The organism is Succiniclasticum ruminis DSM 9236 (assembly GCF_900112895.1).
In the GTDB taxonomy this organism is placed as follows: Bacteria; Bacillota; Negativicutes; order Acidaminococcales; family Acidaminococcaceae; genus Succiniclasticum; species Succiniclasticum ruminis.
Genome location: NZ_FONL01000005.1, coordinates 1 through 21,988, shown reverse-complemented (window position 1 = coordinate 21,988; position 21,988 = coordinate 1). Strand labels below are relative to the sequence as shown.

The following is a 21,988-nucleotide window of genomic DNA, read 5'->3' as shown; positions in this document are numbered from 1 at the left end:
ATTCGTCCTGCCAGTCCCTTTTGCTTTATGTTGTTATAAAATTATACACTGTTATCGTATCTTACTTTGCAGAACAGCCTCAAAGCACTCCTGCTGATCCGGAAAATTATGGCGGCTGCATTCCATTTTCAGTCAAACGGTGTGTCGATGCCCCGGATGAACTGGCCGCTCACATAACCGACTGTTCCGTCGTCCAGCTGTACTTTCGCCCATTTATACGTGCCGTATTTTTCCCCCGGCTCCTTCACGAAGCCCAGCACTGTCAGCGGATAACCCGTATCCTTTTCGCCCAGGATCGCGCAATTGGTATTGGGCTCTTCACGGATCCGCACACCTTCGCCTTTGATTTCGGCGCGACCCATTTCCTTATAGAACTGGATGGTTCCTGTGTCTGAAATGTTCGCATGTCCCAGACGCATGGTGTCGTTGCCTTCCGGCACCAGTACCGCCATGGCATTGGTGGTAACCGCGTCAGGGCCTTCCCCACTGTAGAAATCCGTCAGACGGATAAATGTATCGGGATTCTCCAGCATCTCCGGCGCGAACACCGTTATATGGCGGTGCAGGTACAACGCATTGACACTGGTCATGGCTTCGCCGGTAAAAGCGCCCCAGGTGATGCCGACCCAGGAAGGATCGCCGTGATAATTGTTTCTTACGAAAAGGAAATGATAATCACGGTTGTGGTTTTCCATCACGATGCGGAGATTTTTCTCCGCTGTCACAGTCCACATATCCTGCCGGTCCTGATTGCTCACGTTCAGCACGTAGTAATCGCCGTGCCAGGGCCCCGCTTCCTGTTCATCACTCAAAGAGTATGTGTTGGCCGCAATGCCCCTGTTTAAAAACGCCTGGGAATTTAATGTTTTTTCATAGACAAACAACAAAACGGAAAGCGGATAATAATTTGTCGCAGAGCTGTTTCTGACATACTCGCCGTTCAGCGCGTCGCTGCAGTTGTACGCGTTGGCCCTGCCTTCGTTCACAAATCCGAATTCCACCTGCTGGCCAAAAGCCGTGCTGAAGACCTCCGGCGTAAACTTCTTGTACTTCTGCATGGCATTTTGCAAGGTTTCACCCCGCAGGCGGATGCCCGTTTCTCCCGCGCCGGCCGTATCCGTCTTCCAGCTGTAGCAGGTGGCCAGTTCTTCGGTCACGTTCCCGTTCCCGTCCAGCGCCTGCATCGCGATGATGGGCGCTCCCGGGGACGTTTCCATGGTAAAGCCTTCCTGGGTTTCGGAAGCCTTCCCGCGCAGCGTGATGATAAACATCCTGCCCGTCACGTTGCCGCTTCCGTCTTTCTTTTCATAGATGCCGTCTTCGGGTGGCATAGCCCAGGCAGAAACCGTAACCAGCAAACACACCAGCAGCAAAATCATGGAAAAAAGATTCCGCATCCGTCTCATCGCTTCACCCTCCCTGAAAAAAATTCTGTTTGTCATTCCAATACCGGACGACAATATAATAATTATTTAATATTATTGTAGCATAAAATCAAATTTTGTTACATATCCGCTCCACATTTTTGCGTAAGCTTTGCGAATATAGTATAATAATAGTAAAAAGAGCAATAAAAGGAAGTGTTAGCCATGCCTGTTACGATTCCCGACGCAGTGCTCCAGATCGACGGAGCCATTTTGCTTTTCATACAGAACAACCTGCGTTCCCCTGCCCTGACTCCGTTTTTTAAAGCGGTTGCCGATTACGGCGTCATTGTCCTGGGTGTATATGTAGCCCTTATGTTGTTGTGGGAAAAGCGGAGAATCTTCCCCATCGCCTCCGCCTGTGTGGTCAGCGGCCTGCTGGGAAATTTCTTTAAGGATTATCTGAAAAAACTGATCATGCGCCCCCGCCCCTTTCTGGACGTTCCGTCGCTGGTACCCGCCGTTAAGAAAGTGCCCAAAGGCTTTTCCTTCCCTTCAGGGCATACCACTCTGGCCTTTGCCGTGGCATTTATCATCTATCGCATTTTGCCGAAGCGCTACAGCATCCCCGCGTTTCTGATTGCAGCGCTGGTAGCGTTCTCCCGCCTTTATCTGGGCTTGCATTACCCAACAGATATCCTGGGCGGCATCTGCGTAGGCTATGTAGCCGGGCTGATTACGGACTTTTTGTATAAGAGATAGCGTTCACATTTCGATAAACAATACAATTCTATAAACCAACAAGAGGGGAAATTATTATGAAAAAGTTACTTATGATTCTGATGCTATGTGCCGCTGTCCTGGGTTTCTGCCCGCAGGAAGCCCGCGCCCAGGACGGCGTCCGATTGTCCGATGACGCTTCGGACTTCGTCGTATTGACGGACGTGGTACCGGATGCCATTCTGGAGATCCGTTACTTTTCCACTTACAACTTTGTAGGAGACCGCATCGACGGTTACCACCAGCCCACCGCCCTGCTGACAAAAGAAGCGGCCCTGGCCCTGAAAGCGGTCAGCGATGACGTAATCAAAAAAGGCTACCGCTTAAAGATTTTCGACGCCTACCGTCCCCAGATGGCAGTTTCCCATTTCGCCCGCTGGGCCAAAGATTTTAAGGATACCCGCATGAAACCCTATTTTTATCCGGAACTGACAAAAGACGTGCTGTTCCCCCTGGGCTACATAGCGGAACACTCCGGCCACAGCCGTGGCAGCACGGTAGACCTGACCCTGTTCGACATGACCCTGGAAAAAGAAGTGGACATGGGCGGCACTTTCGATTATTTCGGCCAGCTCTCCCACCCCGACTACAAAAAGATTACGAAAAAGCAGTATAAAAACCGCATGATCCTCCGGGAAGCGATGCTGGCCCACGGCTTTAAGCCGCTGGTGGAAGAATGGTGGCATTTCACGCTGAAAGACGAACCCTATCCGGACACCTATTTCACCTTCCCGGTCAGCGAAGCTTCCGTGAAACGGGAAACGAAACCGGCCGTTCAGGAACTGAAACCGGCTGCATAGGGGTTTAGCTTTTCCATCAAACACGCAGAATTTGTCTTTGCCAAAAAATGCACAGCCTTTGCTCTCACTTTGTGAGGCAAGGGCTGTTAGTAACATAAGGAGTAACACTATGTCTGTAACATTTATCCGCGGCGACATTACCAAACTGGAAGTGGATGCCATCGTCAACGCAGCCAATAACGAACTGCGGGGCGGCGGCGGTGTGGACGGAGCCATCCACACGGCGGCTGGCGCGGAACAGCTCCACGCCTTCTGCAAAACCCTGGGCGGCTGTCCGACCGGCGAAGCAAAACTCTCTCCCGGTTTCAACCTGCCCGCAAAATATATCATCCATACGGTGGGACCCGTGTGGCAGGGCGGCGGCTTCCACGAAAAAACACTGCTGACCTCCTGCTATATCCGTTCCCTGGAACTGGCGCGGGAGAATCATTGCAAATCCGTGGCCTTTCCCCTGATCTCCGCCGGGGCCTACGGCTATCCCTATAACGACGCCTTACAGATCGCCTACGATACCTGCCGGCGTTTCTTAACCGAAACAAAGGCAGACATGGAAATCTATATTGTGCTGTATCTGCGCGAACGCAGTTACAACGCAAACGTCCGGCAGCGCAGGGATTATTCCCGGTTCCCCGATGAGGCTGCTTTCCGGCGCGTAGCAGAATATATCCGCGAACATTACCATTTTGAAGAAGAATCCGGGGAAAACGCAGAAGAAATTCCTGTTGAAAGCAACGCAGCCCTGTATGATGCAGATGTCTGCATGTCCTATGACATTGCTGCGGATTATGAAGATATTAAACCGCCGGCTCCCGGAAAACGGGCTGCAAAAAAGGCTAAAAAAGCCCTGCCGGAAGAGGAAATCAGCAAGAAGGTATGTTTTTCGAAAGCTCCTTCGGCCAAACGCACGGCTCCGGATTTTGACCGGGAAGAGGAAGCGGCCATGGGGAGTGCTCCCGCAGCAGCTGCTGCCCGGCCGGTCTCCCGGGAAGAGCACCACAGGTCTGCCTCGCTGCGCCGCTGGCTGCATGAAAGCTATGAGCCTGCAGCGAAGACTCCCAGGCCGGAAGACTTTCCCGTTGAAGAAACTTTTACGCAGCTGGTGATCCGCTTCATGCGGGAAAAACACATGGATCCGCCGGAAGTTTACACCAACGCCTGCCTGGATCGGAAACTGTTTTCCAAGATCCTGTGCAATATGGACTACCAGCCGAAAAAATACACCGCAGTCCGGCTGGCCCTGGGCCTGAAACTTTCCCCGGAAGAAACCGATAAGTTACTGAACGCGGCGGGCTTCGTCCTGTCCCGCAGCAAGCTGACCGACCTTGTCATTTCCTATTGCATTGGCGCCAACAAACGGGACGTCTGGGAAGTCAACGGTCTTCTGGAAGATTTTGGCCTGACCACGATCTGATTATTTAACTGCATCTGGTTGTTTTAAGCAGCGTTTCCCGTTTTTTTCTTAAAAAACATATAATGAATTTGTCGCCTGACAGGCGACCACGACAAATAAATACTGAATTACAATAAGGCTGTAAGGAAAAATCCTTGCAGCCTTTTTCAGTACGCGCACGGCAAAACGCGCCGCAGGTATTGCAAAAACAGAACGGTAATGAAAAGGGAAAACCGCCGTGACGTTTTACGGAAAAAATCTGCAGGAGTTCCGCGACCAACCGATTTTTTCGTAACATTTTTTCAAAACAGGAGGAAACAGACATGAAAAAAGGATTAACGGAAATGCTCTTCATTCTTGACCGCAGCGGCTCCATGTGCGGACTGGAAACGGAAACCATCGGCGGCTACAACGGACTGATTGAAAAACAGAGACACGTGGAGGGAAACGCCATTGTAAACACCGTCCTGTTTGACGGCGAAATGAACGTAATCCACAACCGCGTGCCGCTGGAAAAGGTAAAACCCCTCACCGAAAAAGAATACTACGCCCGGGGCTGCACCGCCCTGCTGGATGCGGTAGCCAAAAGCGTCAAACACATCCGGAAAGTACAGAAAGGCCTGCCGGAAGAGGAAAAACCGGAACATACTATCGTGGTCATCACCACCGACGGGGAAGAAAATTCCAGCCGGGAATACACCCTGGACAAAGTGAAACGGCTGGTAAAACGGATGCAGGAAAAACACAACTGGGAGTTCATGTTCCTGGGAGCCAACATTGACGCCATCAGCGCGGCGGGACGGATCGGCATCTCCGCTGACCGGGCCGTCCGGTACAAATCGGACAGGCGGGGAACCGCGCTGAACTACAAAGTCGTAGGGGAAGCCATGGCCTGCATGCGCGCCTGCCGCAAACCCATTTCCAAAGACTGGAAGGCGGAAATCGAAGAAGACGTCGCAAGACGGGGCGAATAACCCGGAGACGCAAAGACGGTTCTGCAAAACGGTCTTCCATAATTAATTCTTCCATAATGAATAAACAAAACTATCTTCTAAACAAAACTGTCTTCCATAATTAAATAGTCATTCTCACTCCTCTTAAAAACAATCAGGGCGTGCCTTCGCAACAGGAAGGACGCCCTGATTGCATATTGCTGTCGAATCAAAATCCCGGCAGATCCTTATAAAACCTGCCGGGACTGTTGCAAATCACTTTTCTTTCAAATGTACTCTCTCAAATGCACAACTTTTCTGCATTTTAAGATCCTACTTCTTCACCTCAAACTTAAATCCTTTCCAGCTTTCGGCGAACACATCCCGCACGCCGCCGGGATTCTTCATCGCCTTTTCCCAGTCCCCGGGAAAAATCCAGTTTATCCTGAAATCCGCAGGAACAGCGCCTGCAGCATACGCTTTTACATAGTCGTTCATCTCAGGTTCTGTCATTCTCTTTCCGTAGCGGTCTTCGGAATAATCAAAAATAGCCTCGGCTGTGGCAACGTCGTTGAAAAGGCCATAGTTGCCATGGTCCGTTCCAATAGTCTGGACCTCCACCGTTCCGTTCTTCAGTGACAGGACTTGCCGGTACAAACAAAAGCCAAGGTCACCCACACGGTTTAACGTTGCTGTATTATAAAAACGGATTTTGTCGCCGTCATTATAAAAACCTTCCCGCATCGAAAACAGGTCCGGCGGCGCAATTTTGTCCGGGTAATTGAATCTCAGTTCTTCCAGCGTTTTCCCGTCCTTGCCTGTTTCAAACCCGCGGACACGCATGGTTATGGGAACGGTGGCTACAAGAGCCCTGCCCTTTTCTTCGTTTGACCCATTTGCATTTGCGTGGGGAACGGGATTGCATACACGATGTAAAAACAATAATTCCAGCCGCCCGTTGCCGTCCAGATCGGTGATGGCGCAATACCCTTTATTTTTTTCCCAGTCTTCATAAAAAGAACCGGTACCCCATACGTTCGCCTGATCTGCGATCAACGATATCTGCTTCTCCGGGCCTGGCGCAGCCTGCGCCGTTCCCGCCACGCCGGCAGCAAACAAAACGACTGCAGCGAGCGCCAAAACTTTCGTGCTTCTGTATTTCATAGCTGAATGCCCCCTTGTATTCCTTTTCCTCATAACCGTGACTGAAAACAGTGATCTGCGATTCCGTAACCTGCCCGCAGCTGCAGGGTGCCGGAGCAGCGCCCGCTCCTACTCCCAATAAGCCGCCGTATCCAGCATCGTCACGATATCCATAAAATATTCGTCCTGCCAGTCCGCGCTGCCGCCCAGCCAGGCGATGCGGTTCTGGTTAAACAGGACAAGGTTCCCGTCCGTGAAGCGTCCCATGGTATATTCTTTGTTATAAATCATAATCTTTTTCACGTTTTCGCCCGGATCCGCCGCGACCCCGTCCCGGAGATAGCCGATCCTGCCATACCCTTCTTTGCCCCGGGGCCTGACTTTGAGTCCCAGCATGTCTTTATCGGCGATGTTTTCATACTCCCAGTCCTTCGGCACAGACGCCACAAACCGCACTTTTTCCCCGGTCGCCCCGTTCTTTTCCGGATTGCCGGCGACAAAGGCGAAATCTTTATGGAACAACCGTTCCCGGCAGGCAACGTCCGCAATTTTATCATTTTCCATTTTTATGACATAGGAATGATACGTTCCTGTCTCTCCCCCTTCCCAGGGGCGCGCGAGCTTCAACACCAGATACGCATCCTTATCGTCCGTCACCGTAAAACGCAGATGATCCACCCCGGGACTGCCCGTGGTAGCTTCCTTATTATTATCCGTACCCTCGTACTGCCGGCTGCCCGTTGTCAGATTTTCCGACTGATATACCGTCAGCCACGAAAAACCCGTGGAAGGGTTGGAACGCAGGTCCAGCTTCAGCGTCTTCTCATCCCAGGAAACATATCCCATGCCCGTTCGCCTCCCGTCCGCTGCTTCCGCGATATTCTGACCAACCGCAAAAAGACATAGCAGCGTCAGGAACAGGATCAGTTTTTTCATATGCAATACCTCCCCGCGCCTCCGTCAGTCGCCGACTTCCGTTTCCACAATCTCGGCCTTGCAGGCAAAAGCCCCTTCGTTAAAACGGTCCGTGGGCAAAAACTTATGGACATGGTCCTCAGCGCCCTTCCGGGTGGCAAACGCCGTGACGATGGGCAACAGCCGTCCCGTGGAATCGTAAATCTTGACCAAAAAAACAACATCCCTTTTTGCTTTTTCCATCATGGTTTCCCCTTTACAGCTTCGCCGCGAAACCGGCCACAGCGTTGTTAAATTTGTCCGCCTCCAGCCAGAACAGCAGGTGTCCGCCTTCATAGAAGGGTACGAATTCGCCCTTCGGAATCCGGGCCGCGATCCATTTCCCCTGCTCCACGCTTTTCGGGAAAATGCCGCTGTCCGCCGACACCACGAGAACCGGTACCGTGATCGTGGGCAACACATCGGTATAATCACTGTAGCAATAATCTCCATACAGCGCGATGCCCAGATACGGCGGCAGTTTCATCAGCTCCGCATGCAGCCAGTCCATGCCTTCCGGAATCACGCCGTCTTTGAAGATTTTACTTGCAAAAGCAGAGACAAACCCGTCGTGATTTTTCAGGATCGCGCCCACAAACGCATTAAAGCCTTCCATATTATAATCACGCAGGCCGTGGGAGTTCCATTCCCCGCTGCTGAAGGGGAACGGCGTCATGTCGATGAGCCCCAGCCCGGCCAGCCGGCCTTCCTCTTTGCCAAACTGTTTCCAGTAGGAAAGCATGGTGGGACCGCCCATGGACCAGCCCATCAGGATCATATCATGCAGATCCAGGGACACAATGACCTCATGGATATCCTGCGCCAGCCTGTCAATGCGGTATCCGTCAATGCCCTTGGAAGAACGTCCGTGCCCGCGCAGGTCAAGGGTTACCACCGTGAAACGGTCCTTCAGCCCTTCCACGTTCTTTTTATAAAACCGGCCGGAACAGCCCCAGCCGTGAATCAGGACAACCGGGCGGCCGCTGCCTTCCATCTCATAATAGATATGCGCGCCGTCGCTGACTTTTACCAATCCGCTTTTCATGCTTTCGCCTCCCTGGTAATCACCGTTTATTCAACAACCCGAATCGATTTCTTTCACTTTCCGGCCGGTGCCGGACCATTGCATTCCGCTTCTTTTTTATTATAACAAAACGGACGGAAGAATACCACAAACGTCTTATATGGTTTTCATTTTAAAGTTGAAAAAATTGAATAATATGTGAATTGTATGGCATTCTTTTTTCAATTCGGGTATAATATTTAAAGAAGAAACGCTGTTCGTTGTATTCTATTTCTTGTAATCTATGTTAATGCTATTTCGCTGTTTGATGCGGTTCAATTATATTGCAAAAAAGCCGATACCGTAATTTTTAGTGAGAAAAGAAAGGAGATGTCCATGAAAACAATTGCAGTAGCCGGAACCTTTGATACAAAAGGCGCGGAGTTCTTTTATATCAAAGGCCTGGTAGAAGAATTAGGAATGAAAGCCTTCATGATCCACACCGGCGTGTTCGCGCCTGCCTTCGAACCGGATGTAAGCAACAAGGAAATCGCGGCGGCGGCAGGCTATGACATCGACGCCATCGTTGCCCGGAAGGACCGGGCCACCGCCACGGAAGCCCTATCCAAAGGCATGGAAAAACTGATTCCCCGGCTTTACGCCCAGGGTAAGTTTGACGGCATTATCTCCTGCGGCGGATCGGGCGGAACTTCACTGGTTACACCGGCCATGCGGGCGCTCCCCATCGGGGTCCCCAAGGTAATGGTTTCCACCATGGCCTCCGGAAACGTTTCCCAGTATGTGGGGACCAGCGATATTATTATGATGCCCTCTATCGTGGACGTGGCAGGACTGAACAAAATTTCCAAGACTATCTTCCGGAATGCCGTGCTGGCTGTGGCGGGGATGGCAGGCCTGAAAGAACAGCTGAAACCGGATACCGCGGAAGCTAAACCGCTGATCGCGGCAACCATGTTCGGTGTAACGACCCCCTGTGTTGACCAGGCCAAAGCTTACCTGGAAGAAAACGGATACGAAGTGCTTGTCTTCCACGCAACAGGCACAGGCGGGAAGACAATGGAAGCGCTTATTGACGCAGGCTTCTTCTCCGGCGTGCTGGACCTCACCACCACGGAATGGTGCGACGAAGTGGTAGGCGGCGTCCTCGCTGCCGGCCCCACACGCTGCGAAGCTGCCATCCGCAACAAGATCCCGCAGGTGGTTTCCGTAGGCGCGCTGGATATGGTCAACTTCGGTCCCTGGGATACGGTGCCGAAAGAATTCGCACAGCGCAACCTGTACAAACATAATCCCACCGTCACCCTGATGCGGACTTCCAAAGAAGAAAACATTGCAATCGGCAAACGTCTGGCGGAAAAATGGAACCAGGCAGCCACAGACATGGAAGTATTGCTTCCTCTCAAAGGCGTATCCATGATCGACGCGGCAGGCCAGCCCTTCGACGGGCCGGAAGAACGGGCCGCCCTGTATGAAACACTGAAAAAAGGCATTACCAACCCCCACGTGAAAATCGTGGAGATGGACAACAACATCAACGATAAAGACTTTGCCATTACCGCAGCGAAGAAACTGCTGGCCCTGATGAAATAAATTTTTAATTATTTATTAAAAGGAGGAAAGTGCAATGTTAAGAAAATCCAGAGAAGAAATTTTAAAAGACTTTAAAGCCCAGATCGCCCAGGGCAAGATCCTGGTAGGCGTAGGCGCCGGCACCGGCATTACCGCAAAGTGCAGTGAAGCGGCCGACGTGGATATCCTCATCATCTACAACTCCGGCCGTTACCGCATGGCCGGTCGCGGCTCCCTGGCGGGCCTTCTCTCCTACGGCGATGCCAACGCCATCGTTCAGGAAATGGGCTGCGAAGTTCTCCCCATTGTAAAGAAAACCCCTGTGCTGGCAGGCGTCTGCGGCACCGACCCCTTCCGTGTCATGGACCTCTTCCTCAAACAGCTGAAGGACCAGGGCTTTAACGGCGTACAGAACTTCCCGACTGTCGGCCTTATCGACGGCAAGTTCCGCGCAAACCTGGAAGAAACCGGCATGGGTTACGGGCTGGAAGTGGAAATGGTTCGCGAAGCCCACAAACTTGACATGCTGACCTGCCCCTACGTTTTCGATCCCGAACAGGCAAAAGCCATGGCGGAAGCCGGCGCTGACATCCTGGTAGCCCATATGGGCCTGACCACCAAAGGCTCCATCGGCGCTGAAACCGCAGTCACCCTGGACGACTGCTGCGTGAAGATCCGTGAGATCATCAAAGCCGGCCGCTCCGTACGGCCTGACATCATGGTCATCTGCCACGGCGGCCCCATCGCCGATCCCGAAGACGCGGCCTATGTCATCAAAAACGTACCGGAAATCGATGGCTTCTTCGGCGCTTCCTCCATTGAACGTCTGGCTTCCGAACGCGGCATGACCAAACAGGCAGCAGCCTTCAAGGCAATTACCAAATAAACAGATAAAACAATAAAAAGAAATTGAAAATATGAAACCGCCATGAAAATCACAACATTAATGGAAAACACGGCCAGCGCGGAATGCTACACCGCGGAACACGGCCTGAGCATTTTTATCGAAACGAAAAACCACGTCATTTTATTTGACTCCGGCGCGTCCGGCGCCTTCGCGGACAACGCGGAAAAGCTGGGCGTTGATCTGGGCAAAGTGGAAATGGCAGTGCTGTCCCACGGGCATTACGATCACGGCGGCGGCCTGCTGCGTTTCATGGAGAAAAACAAAACGGCGCCCATCTACATGAGCGTCTGTGCCTTTGAGCCCCATTTAAAGAACGGCGGAGCGGAGGATATCGGACTGAACCCGGCGATTGCGTGCGCGAAACAGATCCGCCTTATCAAAGGGGAATCCCGGCTGGCGGAAGGCATCACCCTGTACAACTGCAACGACAGGGAACTTGTCTGTCCCATCGACACCAGCGGCATGCTGGTGAAACGCAATGGCGTGCTGTACCCGGAAGACTTCCGGCATGAACAGTACCTGCTCATCGAAGAAGACGGTCGAAGGATCCTCTTCAGCGGCTGTTCCCACAAGGGCATCCTGAACATTGCAAGCTGGTTCCGCCCGGACGTGCTGGTTGGCGGTTTCCACTTTATGGGCGTGCCTCTGGACGACGCGGGAAAGAATCGCCTGACGGAAGCGGCGGAAATCCTCTGTTCCTACCCCACGGTTTACTACACCGGACACTGCACCGGCGTGGAACAGTATCAGTTCATGAAACAGCTCATGGGCGAACGGCTCCGGTACATTGCGGCCGGAAGCAGGGTGGAAGTGTAACAGTTGAAAAATAAATAAACCGGGGTTGTAATCCTGCGTGATGCAGACAGGATTACAAAACCCGGTTTATGTTTTTATATACGGTTCTTCATTCCGTTTCTTTGGGCGACCAGGACGGCTGTAACTCGTCTATCTGGAGATACCCGTCTGCTTTTGCCGCAATCTGGTATTTATCCTCGTAAACGATTTCGCCCGGCGTGTTCGTATACACCACGTAATACGGGTGGTTGTACCGTTCCAGCAGCCACATGGCGGGCCGGATCATTTTCAGCATTTCTTCCGCGTTCTCCGTTTTGAACCAGCACACAACAGGTTCCTGGTTTTTACAGGGAGGCGGCCACGGCAGGTTTTCCGCGAACCAGCTGTCAATCTCCCGGAAAAGATCCGCATCCTCCCCGGTCATAACATCCTGCTGGATCATCTGCCAGCACATGCTGAAGATGCCTTTCGCGTGCATCGTATTCTTCGCCAGTTCCTTTCCCTGGATACGGACATATTTGAAATTCATCTTGCTCATGCTTGCCAACCGTTAAAAAAATCTTTACTATATAAATATAACTGACACAAATGACAATTTCTGCCCGTCTTAATATTTCAGCATGTATTTCTTATTGAAGAGTTCCGGTTCTTCGCGGAAAAAGATTGTGATGGGGAGCGGCGCATAACCCCTGTGGAAGTCCCCGCTTCTGAAATGAACCGTTACGCCATCCGTGGTCATGGCCCAGGGCAGGAATTCCATGTCCGCATCTTCATCGATCTTGCTCAGAATCATTCTTTTCGGCCTGTCACCCAGGGCTCTTTTTCCGTATTTTTTTGTCAGCCTTGCCAACAGCGTATCGGCCAGTTCTTCTTTCGTGAGTTTGAACACGTCAAGACTGCTTAATTTTTTTCCTGTTTTTGAATCATAGTTCAGGCCGTTATAGCCCCACCGCTCGCCGGCCAGATCCCGGTGGAAAGAGTGTTCCAGCAGACTCAGCACCCTGCTGTCATCCCGTTGTATTTCCACATAAACGAGCCAGCGTCCGTTGCGGATGTCCCGGTTCCCTTTGGCGGCAAGTTCTTTCGACTCCCGCATGTCCTTATCGAAAAAGGAGCGGAGCTGGTCACTCTCTTTTTTGAGCGATGCAATCAGGTGCCCGTGGGAATCGTCTTTGGAAGAAAAGACCGGCCACTGGACCTTCAGTATAAGCCCGTCCTTATCCGTCACATCAATGGCGCGGTCCTCCACCTGCAGCCATTTGGAACCGCTTACGTCAGACCGGAATTCCGGGCGGGCGGCGGCAGCCATGCTGCAAATCATCAGAAATAATACTACAAGGATAGCGGTAAGTTTTTTCATTCCATACACCTCCTGTGACTTGTAAAGTTTTAATTCATCAGCGTCTCTGTAAATTATATCACATAATCAATTCATATTTTAAAGAAAAAAATCCCGCTCTTTAACGTGGAATCTTCTATTAAGAGAAATCGTTTAAAAATGCCACTCTTATATAAAACTTCCCTATATAAAGCGATATTAATAGGAAGATAATTAATTAATTAAATATTTTTGGACAAAAATAAAATAAGTGCTTGACGAGTCCCGGGCATTGTGGTACAATACCATTGTGTTCGAGCCCGTCCGGTTCGGGCGCATCTTGTTTGAACCCGTCAATTTTTATAAGCCAACTGGAAGACTTCGGATCAGGTTACACCGAATGCTTCAAATTATGTTTCTGCACCCGGCAGCGGTCCGGGTGGATACGCAACCGATAGTTTTAATTCGACCATTCATGTCAGAGATGTAAGTTTGGAGTTTGCCGGTGCCGTCTGATCCGGAGTTTTTTGTCCCCCAAAAAGCCCTTCAGCCGTGTCGACGGGCAGGGACAAAAGGCTCACCGTAAAAAATCCACAACCGCCCTCAGACCTTTGCAGAAAGGAGACCGAACCTTGGAGCATTATCCGTACCAGTCCCCCAAAGAGTTGGAAGCCCTCATAAGAAAGTCTATCGTCGGCCAGGATGACGGCGTCCGGACCGTCGCCACCGCCCTCGCCGCCCACCTCCTCCGGATCGAGCACAACCGGATCCACCCGGACGACCCGATCCACAAAGATAACCTCCTCATTATCGGCCCCACCGGATCGGGCAAGACCGAGTCCATCCGGACCGTGATCCGGGAGTGCAATCTCCCCATCCCCGTGGCCGTCATCGCCACCAATACCCTGACCAGCAGCGGCTACAAGGGCCGGAACGTCGAAACGATCCTTGTGGACCTCCTGCAGGACGCGTTCCGGATCATCAACACGGACGTGGAAAAATACGTCGGGGACATCTCCGACGATGACGAAGACGAAATCAGGCAACGAGCCGGCGAGGTTGCCGTCAAGCTGGCCGGCAAAGGCATCATCATCCTGGATGAGGCCGACAAAATCCGTATCCACCCGCTGGACCGGCGGGAAGACAGCTTCTTCCAGAGAAGCATCCAGCAAACGCTGCTGAAGATTATCGAAGGCGGCACCGGTTTCGGCGAGCACCCCCTCACACCCAGGATCGATACCACCGACATCCTGTTTATCTTCAGCGGAGCCTTCATCGGGCTCGATGAAATCACAAAACAACGGCTCCACCCGAAGACGGAACCGGAAACCACGTTAGGCTTCCGTCCCGCTCCCGCAAATCCCGACCCTGAACCAGAGACCGCGACCCCGGAAACACAGGAAAACCTAACGGCCCGGGATCTTATCCCGACCACGGAAGACCTCATTGAGTTCGGGTACATCCCCGAGCTGGTAGGCCGCATCACCCTCCGCTGCCGGTACAACCCCATCACCGCGGAAACCCTCTATAACATCCTCCGGGAGTCCGATATCTCCCCGGCCAAAGAATTCCAGAAAATGTTCCGCCGGACCCGGAACAACCTCGAATATACCAACAACGCCCTTATGGAAATCGCCAGACAGGCGGAAAAACTCCAGACCGGCGTCCGCGGCCTCCGCAACATCATCGGGGACATCGCCTACCCGATCTACTACGAACTCTCCGGCAAGACGAACCAGCGGGTGCTGATCACCCAGCGGACCGTAAACGGGGAAGCGCCCGCCACAATCCGGACCTTCTCCTGCGAAAGCGAACCGCCGGCAGGATCCCCCCAGCCCGAACGCCGCTTCACAGGCAGGAGAGACAGCCTCACCCGCCACGGCAAAAAGGCCACTTAACAGATTTATCCCGCGCCCCATAAAAAACAGCGCCTGTCAATGTACGACAGGCGCTGTTTATTTTTTATTTCTTTCTGTCATCGAACGACCGGCGCTGTTTATTTTTATTTCCTGCTCACCCATAACGTTCCGGCCGTGATCCAAAGCATCGTCGCCGCCTCTATATAACCCCGGCTCTCTGCCGCTTCGCTGACGAATTCCCGGTAACAGAACCAGCAACCGGCAGCTGCCAGAACAGCAATGATCAACAGGTAATACTTCCGCAGGATACTGTTCTGCGGCGTATCCCTGCTGTCTTTCGAACCGCTTAGTCCGCAAATGACAAGGCCCTCTATCAGGGCCAGGGTGGCAATGGCAATGCTCTTTTCACTGCCGTCGCTGCTATAGACATAGTAAATGCCGCCAAGAAAGATGGCAACGCCAAACGTTACGAGAGCCAGCCGCCTGGCAAGCGCTCCCGACGGTGCCTCCGGCTCCGGCAAGGATTTCAGCAAGCCATAATATCCTATGCAGAACAGGAAAGCAGATATACCGATGATAAGCCAGCCCTTCCACCCGAACTCCTCCGGCAGATAGAACAGCAGCATATAAGACAGAAGCAAAACGCCGCCCGGCATCAGGCAGTCCCAAAAGCCGGGCGTTTTTATATTGTTTTGTTTATCCATAACTCCTCAACTAAACCGTTACACCGGCTGGCGGAACGGTTACACTGTTACAGCAGCGCTTCCTTGTTATCCAGGATTGCCTTGCCTGCCGTGCAGGCCGGGCAGAAGCAGATCTTAGCCCCTGACGCTTTAACTTTTCTCGCAGTTTCCGCCATGTTCGCCGCTGTTTCCGCGCCAAAAATCTCTTTCGCCGCATCGGAACAGAAAAATGCCAGCGTATCGTCTATGCTCTGCACATCTTCTTCCAGTTCCGCGATTAAAATTTTCCCGGCGGCCTTTTCGTCCGCTGTATCCAGCGCCGCCAGATACTTTTGCGCCGCGTCTTTTAATTCCGGGCAGCAGCTGGGCGCCGCCAGAACTTCTTTCACTTTCTCCACAATAAAATCGCGATTCGCGTTTGCCATAATGGTATCCTCCTTCGGGTCAACGATAAAAAATGTATTATTACAGATTGACAGATAAATACACGGGATTCCGTTCGCCTTACTCCCTCAACGTAAATTTCCAGCTGCAGCAGCAGGTTTCGTCCGTAATGTCCGGGTAACAGCTGACACACTCGCAGGTGATGCGGTCGTCAATGGCCCGGGCGAATTCCCCGTATTCCACGATCCCCACGGCCTTGCAGGGATGGAACTCCATGCCCTTGCGTTTCCTTGCCGTCTGCACGCGGCAGTCCACCATGCGGTACAACAGCGTGTTCCCTTCGATGCGGATCTCGTCGTCATTAATGTTGGCATAGAACCGGAGCGACAACGCCTTCGCCAGTCCCTCCAGTCCGGGCCGTTCCGGCAGGCCCAAAAACTTTTTCAGTTTCAGGGCTTCCACGACCGTAAACTTTTTCCAAATCTCCACGTCGTGGTACATGGCCTCTTCCATGCCATGCTTCTTCTCCACGGACTGGAACCAGATGCCGTCCGCCGCCAGCCAGTTTTTGGAATAGATTTCCAAAAGCTCTGTCAGCTGTTCCCGCGTCAGATCATCCAATGCTTTGTTATGGCTCATTATGTTTCACTTTCCTCTCAGTGCAGCACGCCGACGGTCTGGGAAATCAGAACCCTCTGTTCTGGCGAAAGGCCTGCCGCTTTACGGAACGCTTCCCGGTCGACAGAGCCGCGGACACAGGTCCCCAGCCCTTCATCCACTGCCACCAGCGCCACACTCTGCAGCATCGTGCCTGCCACCAGGCAGTTGTTCGCAAGCTGCCGTTCCGGATTCACCGGACGGGAAGGATCCTTGGGAGGAACCGGGTTCGCAACGTAGAACAAGGTCAGCGGCGCCGTATGGACAAAGGTCTGCTTCGCATTGATCTGCGGGCGGAAATCCACTGGGGAAACCAGCTTCAGGGCATGGGCCGCCGGATCATATTTATAAATCCCGTTGGCCATCACCGCGTACACGTCAATATTATAAATGCCCATGGTAGTAGGATTCACGCGCTTGCCGGACTCCGGCCGGTTGATGCCGTTGGCCGCCCACAATATGGCGGACAGCTGTTTCTCCTGCAACGGAGCGTCGGTAAACTGCCTGGAACTTCTCCGGCGGTCCAGTGCTTCCTTCACCGTCAGGCCGTCTTTGGTAAACGGCGCCGGCAGCGTAATGGTGACAGGCGCTTCCGTTTCCGCCGCCATCGCCTTCACCGGCAGTACAAGGGCGCCGGCCAGAATGCCAAACGCGCAAACCGCCGCCGATAATTTTTTCAGATTTTTAACCGTAACCTGTTTCATAGCCCCCTCCATGCAAATCCGGAACGAAACCGCCCCTTTAATAATAATTCCATTATTTTTTCGCCAAAGCCGCGCCTTCCTTAAAGGCCTGACCCACCTTTTCACCGCACACATAATACCCGTGCCGGAACGTGTCATAGATCAGCGCGTTCAGCTTCGTCACGTCCACCTTGCCGTCCTCATCCAGAATCCGCTCGTCCGCCGCCGTATTCACGATCTGCCCGATCACGCAGAAAAAACTGTCCTTCTTCAATACGTCGGCCAGTTCGCACTCCATCACCAGCGGGAACTCTTCAATAACGGGCGCGTTGACATGTTTGCTCTTCACCGCGGTATAACCCGAACGGGCAAATTTGTCCGGCACCTTGTGCCCGGACACTGTGCCAAAGTAATCCGCCCCGACCATATGGGCCTGATCCGCCAGCGCTACGGTGAACGCTTTCGTTTTTAAAATGTTCTCCGAGGTCTTGTGGCCTTCGTCCAAAAAGAGTGCAATCTTTTTATAATCGCAGATTTGTCCCCAGGCCGCGTTCATCACGTCTACCGTGCCATTCTCATCATATGTCGCGATCATCAGCACCGGCATCGGGAATACTGCTTCCATCACGCCTAAATCTTTTTTCATAGTATCAGTCATCCTTTCCTGTTAACAAATATTTACCGCTCACCCTAATTATAAAAGAAAATCCGGGAAAATTAAATTGTTTTTTCCGTCAGCAGCTCATTATCACAGCAGAACTTTTTTCGGTAATACTTTCCGCGCATAGTTAAATATTTTACGGCAAACTTTCTTTTCATTTCCCGGAATTTCCTATATATTTCCTATATAATTAAATACAGGCAATCACTCTGCCCGACGCAGATTCAATCATTTTTTATCCGGGAGGTTCTTTATTATGAAAACACGTCTGATTGTACTTGTTACCCTGTTCATGATGCTCTTTTGCGGCTCCGCTTTTGCCGACGTTTCCGGCGGCAGCATTACCAGACTGCGCAACACCAGCGACGGTCAGAAAATCGTCATCTTCACCCAGGAAGGTTACTCTGTGGCAAGCGTTGTGGAATTTGTTGCCAATAAACCCATGGAAGAACGCAACGTAATCGAAGCCATCAACGGCTATCTCACACAGCCCGGCAGGGTGCGGATCCTGGACGAACACACCCACTCCGCCGATAACTACATTGATATCGAATACACCCATCTGACGGAAGAAACCGCCAACCGCTGGCTGTCAAACAAAGGGCAGTTCGGCGCCGTGCAGGTCGGCAGCATCACTAAAATGCGCAACACCAGGGACGGTCTGAAAATGGTCATCTTCACTCAGGAAGGTTACTCCGTGGCAAGCGTTCTGGAATTTGTGGCCGACAAACCCATGGAAGCCAGCAACGCCATCGAAGCGGTCAACGGGTTCCTCACCGATACCGGCAAAGTAAGGATTCTGGACGAATACACCCACTCTGCCGACAACTACATTGATATCGAAGCCGCTTACCTTTCCGAAGAAACTGCCAACCGCTGGCTGGCGAACGGCGGCCGCTTCTAATCCACAGCGCGTTGGAGTTCGCAAAATTTACTGTTACAACATAAAAAATCAGGGCACGCTGCCGTTATAAAACGAAAGCGGCCCTGTTTTTTTGTGCTGATTTTTTACAAAAGAAAAGCGGTAATTTTTGCCTACTATTAAAAGTTGCCGCTTTAATGTAAAGTTAACTAAAGAACTGCTGCTTAAAACGTAATTACTTCCGGTTTTTCCGTAAAGGAAGAGAACGTTGCCACCGCATTTTTGAAATACAGCACCTGGGTGTTGTCATCGTCCGCGCTGTACATATTTTTCAGGGTGGGGAACTTCTCCAGCATGGCAGCTTTCACGTCACGGCTGTCGTCATTCACCAGCTCGCCGGCAACCCGCAGCCATTTTCCGCCATTGAACGCGCAGATCTCCTCTTTCGGATTCGCGGCAATCTGTTTGGAAACCTCTTTTACCTTTCCGGTCTGGATATAGAGCCTTCCATCATACAGCAGCGAAGTGCCGAAGGGGCGGCAGCGGGGCTGATCCCCTTCCACCGTCGCAAGATAGTACACATGGGCTTCATCGAGAAACTGACAAACTTTTTCAATACCTTCCATTTTCAATACCTCCTGAATTAAAAGTCAGAGTCGTGTTTCCGGTTTATAAAAAGTGGACCAAGTTCACTTACTGAATGAATTCCTGCCTGAAAACAAAAACCTTGCGTTTTCTGCAAAGCGCTCTATAGCATAATTAATTCCCTTTTGTTATAATGTAGTTGCTCAAAGTTTTTCTCTGCGTTGTGTGCGCACAGGGAAGAAAAAAGCTTTGAACCGGAGGCAATCGTCCTTGTATTTTTTAGATAATAATGCGAGGAGATGAAACATTGCCGGAGATAAGCAGATTTTATGGAATCGTAATTAAAATGTTTTTCAAACCAAAAGAGCATGAGCCGGGACATATTCATGCACTGTGGAGGTATGACAAATGATTCCAAGAATAAAAATGGTTAAACCTTTGCCGGATTATAAATTAAAAGTGCTTTTCGATGACGGAAAAACTGTAATATGACGTAAAAGAAGATATAGAAACTATCGAAAGCTATAAGGATTTGGCAACCGTACAAGGCTTGTTTGATCAGGTACAACTTGACGAAAGCAGGACTTGCGTCTATTGGAATGACTTGATCGACCTGCCCAGCGATACCATTTATGAGTATGGAATCTGATTCCTGACGTTTGCCTTCGTAAGATTAACCGGCACACAGCCGCAGTCTGTTTTTGTAACAAAAGCAGGCTGCGGTTTTTATTTGCAGCATAAATGAATGATAGTACCAACAATTCGCAACCTGCCTGAAACAAGCCGGTACTTTCCCCTTCACATCCACCGGTACAGAATCTCCGACGGAAGCAGGAAAAGATATGGCGCCGTCGCCACTGCCAGCCACAAGGCCGATTTCCGGCCCTGTTCTTCCGGAAGACCGGCGCGTTTTAAGAGGTACGAATCGAACCGATAAATGCAATATGCCGCCAGAAGGATCGCGCAAACCACAATCAGAAACGCCGCAAAACTTTCAAAGGGATTAAGGCCGAGCCCGTGGCTGATTGGCCTCAAAGAATCCAATTTATGGGAACTCGTTATCATAAACGCGGCGAACAGAAACAGGCTGCCGATAAAATCGGCGGCAAAACCCGCGGCGCAGATTTTCCACGCATATGTATTGCAAAATGCTTTCCGCGGGACACTGCCTGAAAAATTATTATTTCCCTGCCCACCGTTAAGAATACCATTCTCCCATTCCACATCGTCCGACAGACTTTTATACAAAACAAAGTAATCAATTACAAAATTCAATGGAACCAGCAGCAGCCACAGGGGAGAAGGAATCCATACCAGCAGCCAGATTGGGAACAGTATGTTGTATAACGTTACGCTTTGTTTCTGCCGCATAGAACTTCCCTTTCGCCGTTTCACCAGATGACAATATGACAGCCCGGCACAATCAAGACCGCGCTAATTACGCTGTATCATATCCAACGTAAAATTCACTGTCCTACAGCGTGGCAGGCCAGCACGATTCCCGCGTACATGACCGCAACAGTCCCGTACCAGTATTTTCTCTTATGCACATACTCTTCGCTCTGTTCCTCGTCGTACAATCCTTTGAATAAACCCAGAGCGCCCAAAAATCCCAGAAACGCCCCGAGCATGGCCGCGGGACCGGAGGCAATTCCGTCCGCAAAACCGTTCAGGACCGGCAGCATTACGTCCCGGTTGAACAGTACAAACACAGTGGCCAGAAGGACCGTCAGGACGCCGGCCTTTTTCGTGCTGCTGACCATACGGATGCATAAGAAAATCACAAAAAGAGGCAGCAGGCACGCAATAATGTAATTCGCGTAAATGAGATCCGCGCGCAGTCCGGAAATTTCCGGACTGGCCGTCATAAACGGGAAAAAATTCCGCACCCTGCCCCTCCTTATTTAACGAAAGCAACACTACCGCGAAGCTGGAAGCAAGCATCATGCTGCGCCCTTACCACCACCGGCAGCTTTATTCCTTCTTTGCCAGGTCTTCTTGTTTATCCTGTTCTGCCTTACGGATATCTTCCCGCATGCCCTTAGCCAGGTTGAAGGTCTGGAACTTCTCATCCTCTTTTAGAACTCATAAAAACGCAACGACCCGTCTTCACCGCCAGGATTGACTGCAAAATATCCTGTCTTTCCATTAAGGTCCGTATAGGAAAAACCGTCAGCGTGCTTTTTTCCGTACTCTTTCATTCATTATAACAAAACAGCCGCGGAAAATAAATTCCACGACTGTTGAAGAAAATATGAATTTACCATACTATGACAAAACAGCCATAGATGCTTCCGCCGGCTCCACCTTTTATCACCGCGTGAGAGCCAAATTACATGATGTACTTCCAAATATGGATTCCCGTTCTTATCAATAAATGGAGCAGCCTTTTCTATCTGGGCAAAACCAATCGTCCAGGTCGGTTCTCATATAACACTTACCACCGGCTATATTCTTCATTTCACTGCTGTCCAGTTCATAGTCGGCCAGTTCCGCCAGATACGTTTCCGCTTCCTCTTTTGTCAGCTCATAACCGCCGGTCTTTGCCAGCGCAATCAGTTCATCGGCAGTTTTGCACTGCATGGCTTTCATAATCATTTCTTTTGTGATTTCGTTTTTGTTGATTGGCATAATATGT

Annotated in this window: 26 protein-coding genes and 1 pseudogene; 10 read left to right on the top strand and 17 right to left on the bottom strand. The window is 51.3% G+C overall.

Features of this window, described 5'->3' with window-relative positions; translation table 11 throughout:
• Window positions 1-128: 128 nt before the first annotated feature.
• The gene (locus BM159_RS05245) at window positions 129-1,406 is read right to left on the bottom strand and encodes an SH3 domain-containing protein (protein WP_177205928.1); all 1,278 of its coding nucleotides are present in this window, start codon (window positions 1,404-1,406) and stop codon (window positions 129-131) included.
• A 183-nt stretch (window positions 1,407-1,589) separates the two neighbouring features.
• On the opposite strand from BM159_RS05245, the gene BM159_RS05240 reads away from it, so the two are divergent.
• The 4 genes from BM159_RS05240 (at window position 1,590) to BM159_RS05220 (ending at window position 5,308) form a co-directional block, all read left to right on the top strand.
• Window positions 1,590-2,126: a phosphatase PAP2 family protein gene (locus BM159_RS05240; protein ID WP_093913214.1), complete on the top strand. Its 537-nt coding sequence runs from the start codon at window positions 1,590-1,592 to the stop codon at window positions 2,124-2,126.
• A gap of 56 nt (window positions 2,127-2,182) precedes the next feature.
• The gene (locus BM159_RS05235; protein WP_093913213.1) at window positions 2,183-2,944 is read left to right on the top strand and encodes a M15 family metallopeptidase; all 762 of its coding nucleotides are present in this window, start codon (window positions 2,183-2,185) and stop codon (window positions 2,942-2,944) included.
• A gap of 109 nt (window positions 2,945-3,053) precedes the next feature.
• The gene (locus BM159_RS05230; RefSeq protein WP_093913212.1) at window positions 3,054-4,355 is read left to right on the top strand and encodes a macro domain-containing protein; all 1,302 of its coding nucleotides are present in this window, start codon (window positions 3,054-3,056) and stop codon (window positions 4,353-4,355) included.
• Between the two features lie 302 nt (window positions 4,356-4,657).
• Window positions 4,658-5,308, top strand: a complete 651-nt coding sequence (locus BM159_RS05220) for a vWA domain-containing protein (RefSeq protein ID WP_093913210.1) — start codon at window positions 4,658-4,660, stop codon at window positions 5,306-5,308.
• Between the two features lie 291 nt (window positions 5,309-5,599).
• Here the strand turns inward: BM159_RS05220 and BM159_RS05215 are convergent, their stop codons facing one another.
• The 4 genes from BM159_RS05215 to BM159_RS05200 all read right to left on the bottom strand — a co-directional run bounded on the left by BM159_RS05215 (window position 5,600) and on the right by BM159_RS05200 (window position 8,408).
• On the bottom strand, window positions 5,600-6,430 hold the full coding sequence (locus tag BM159_RS05215; RefSeq protein WP_093913209.1) for a hypothetical protein: 831 nt from the start codon (window positions 6,428-6,430) through the stop codon (window positions 5,600-5,602).
• Between the two features lie 108 nt (window positions 6,431-6,538).
• A complete protein-coding gene (locus tag BM159_RS05210) occupies window positions 6,539-7,345 on the bottom strand; it encodes a protease inhibitor I42 family protein (protein ID WP_093913208.1) in 807 nt (268 codons plus the stop codon).
• A 24-nt stretch (window positions 7,346-7,369) separates the two neighbouring features.
• Entirely contained in the window at window positions 7,370-7,570 is a 201-nt protein-coding gene (locus tag BM159_RS05205) for a hypothetical protein (RefSeq protein ID WP_143089398.1), read from the bottom strand.
• 10 nt (window positions 7,571-7,580) lie between these two features.
• The gene (locus BM159_RS05200) at window positions 7,581-8,408 is read right to left on the bottom strand and encodes an alpha/beta fold hydrolase (protein ID WP_093913206.1); all 828 of its coding nucleotides are present in this window, start codon (window positions 8,406-8,408) and stop codon (window positions 7,581-7,583) included.
• 354 nt (window positions 8,409-8,762) lie between these two features.
• On the opposite strand from BM159_RS05200, the gene BM159_RS05195 reads away from it, so the two are divergent.
• From BM159_RS05195 to BM159_RS05185, 3 genes are read left to right on the top strand one after another with little or no spacing between them, the layout of a single operon-like run.
• Window positions 8,763-9,977 carry a Tm-1-like ATP-binding domain-containing protein gene (locus BM159_RS05195; RefSeq protein ID WP_093913205.1) on the top strand — a complete coding sequence of 405 codons (1,215 nt, stop codon included), beginning with the start codon at window positions 8,763-8,765 and terminating at the stop codon, window positions 9,975-9,977.
• A gap of 34 nt (window positions 9,978-10,011) precedes the next feature.
• Window positions 10,012-10,842 carry a phosphoenolpyruvate hydrolase family protein gene (locus BM159_RS05190; RefSeq protein WP_093913204.1) on the top strand — a complete coding sequence of 277 codons (831 nt, stop codon included), beginning with the start codon at window positions 10,012-10,014 and terminating at the stop codon, window positions 10,840-10,842.
• Window positions 10,843-10,884: 42 nt separating this feature from the next.
• Complete coding sequence (locus BM159_RS05185; RefSeq protein ID WP_093913203.1) at window positions 10,885-11,679, top strand: MBL fold metallo-hydrolase; 795 nt, start codon at window positions 10,885-10,887, stop codon at window positions 11,677-11,679.
• Window positions 11,680-11,767: 88 nt separating this feature from the next.
• Here BM159_RS05185 and BM159_RS05180 read toward each other — a convergent pair whose 3' ends face one another.
• From BM159_RS05180 to BM159_RS12140, 3 genes are all read right to left on the bottom strand, one after another.
• Window positions 11,768-12,196 (bottom strand): DNA-3-methyladenine glycosylase, encoded by a 429-nt coding sequence (locus tag BM159_RS05180; protein WP_143089397.1) that lies wholly within the window; start codon window positions 12,194-12,196, stop codon window positions 11,768-11,770.
• 69 nt (window positions 12,197-12,265) lie between these two features.
• Window positions 12,266-13,018 carry a hypothetical protein gene (locus BM159_RS05175; RefSeq protein ID WP_093913201.1) on the bottom strand — a complete coding sequence of 251 codons (753 nt, stop codon included), beginning with the start codon at window positions 13,016-13,018 and terminating at the stop codon, window positions 12,266-12,268.
• Between the two features lie 431 nt (window positions 13,019-13,449).
• Window positions 13,450-13,767 (bottom strand): hypothetical protein, encoded by a 318-nt coding sequence (locus tag BM159_RS12140; RefSeq protein ID WP_245763647.1) that lies wholly within the window; start codon window positions 13,765-13,767, stop codon window positions 13,450-13,452.
• Here BM159_RS12140 and BM159_RS05170 point away from each other — a divergent pair.
• The gene (locus BM159_RS05170; protein WP_281243271.1) at window positions 13,654-14,874 is read left to right on the top strand and encodes an AAA family ATPase; all 1,221 of its coding nucleotides are present in this window, start codon (window positions 13,654-13,656) and stop codon (window positions 14,872-14,874) included. The two genes, BM159_RS12140 and BM159_RS05170, sit on opposite strands and share 114 nt — an antisense overlap.
• A 104-nt stretch (window positions 14,875-14,978) precedes the next feature.
• On the opposite strand, the gene BM159_RS05165 is transcribed toward BM159_RS05170, so the two are convergent.
• The 5 genes from BM159_RS05165 to BM159_RS05145 all read right to left on the bottom strand — a co-directional run bounded on the left by BM159_RS05165 (window position 14,979) and on the right by BM159_RS05145 (window position 17,888).
• Window positions 14,979-15,539, bottom strand: a complete 561-nt coding sequence (locus tag BM159_RS05165) for a hypothetical protein (protein WP_093913199.1) — start codon at window positions 15,537-15,539, stop codon at window positions 14,979-14,981.
• Window positions 15,540-15,586: 47 nt separating this feature from the next.
• A complete protein-coding gene (locus tag BM159_RS05160; RefSeq protein ID WP_093913198.1) occupies window positions 15,587-15,943 on the bottom strand; it encodes a heat-shock protein Hsp90 in 357 nt (118 codons plus the stop codon).
• A 79-nt stretch (window positions 15,944-16,022) separates the two neighbouring features.
• On the bottom strand, window positions 16,023-16,541 hold the full coding sequence (locus BM159_RS05155; RefSeq protein WP_093913197.1) for a DUF6125 family protein: 519 nt from the start codon (window positions 16,539-16,541) through the stop codon (window positions 16,023-16,025).
• Window positions 16,542-16,558: 17 nt separating this feature from the next.
• Window positions 16,559-17,263, bottom strand: a complete 705-nt coding sequence (locus BM159_RS05150) for a SagB/ThcOx family dehydrogenase (RefSeq protein WP_177205926.1) — start codon at window positions 17,261-17,263, stop codon at window positions 16,559-16,561.
• Between the two features lie 52 nt (window positions 17,264-17,315).
• Window positions 17,316-17,888: a flavin reductase family protein gene (locus tag BM159_RS05145; RefSeq protein WP_093913195.1), complete on the bottom strand. Its 573-nt coding sequence runs from the start codon at window positions 17,886-17,888 to the stop codon at window positions 17,316-17,318.
• Between the two features lie 271 nt (window positions 17,889-18,159).
• On the opposite strand from BM159_RS05145, the gene BM159_RS05140 reads away from it, so the two are divergent.
• On the top strand, window positions 18,160-18,807 hold the full coding sequence (locus BM159_RS05140) for a hypothetical protein (protein ID WP_093913194.1): 648 nt from the start codon (window positions 18,160-18,162) through the stop codon (window positions 18,805-18,807).
• Window positions 18,808-18,989: 182 nt separating this feature from the next.
• Here BM159_RS05140 and BM159_RS05135 read toward each other — a convergent pair whose 3' ends face one another.
• Window positions 18,990-19,382 carry a pyridoxamine 5'-phosphate oxidase family protein gene (locus BM159_RS05135; RefSeq protein ID WP_093913298.1) on the bottom strand — a complete coding sequence of 131 codons (393 nt, stop codon included), beginning with the start codon at window positions 19,380-19,382 and terminating at the stop codon, window positions 18,990-18,992.
• A gap of 275 nt (window positions 19,383-19,657) precedes the next feature.
• Between BM159_RS05135 and BM159_RS12250 the strand changes: the two are divergent.
• A pseudogene (locus BM159_RS12250) lies at window positions 19,658-19,747 on the top strand (DUF4160 domain-containing protein); the annotation flags it as partial.
• A 401-nt stretch (window positions 19,748-20,148) separates the two neighbouring features.
• Here BM159_RS12250 and BM159_RS05125 read toward each other — a convergent pair.
• The 3 genes from BM159_RS05125 to BM159_RS05115 form a co-directional block, all read right to left on the bottom strand.
• On the bottom strand, window positions 20,149-20,721 hold the full coding sequence (locus tag BM159_RS05125; protein ID WP_093913193.1) for a hypothetical protein: 573 nt from the start codon (window positions 20,719-20,721) through the stop codon (window positions 20,149-20,151).
• 95 nt (window positions 20,722-20,816) lie between these two features.
• Window positions 20,817-21,218 carry a hypothetical protein gene (locus BM159_RS05120; protein WP_177205925.1) on the bottom strand — a complete coding sequence of 134 codons (402 nt, stop codon included), beginning with the start codon at window positions 21,216-21,218 and terminating at the stop codon, window positions 20,817-20,819.
• Window positions 21,219-21,720: 502 nt separating this feature from the next.
• Window positions 21,721-21,988 (bottom strand): DUF2624 family protein (locus BM159_RS05115; RefSeq protein ID WP_143089396.1); only part of this gene is annotated, 268 nt, incomplete at its 5' end.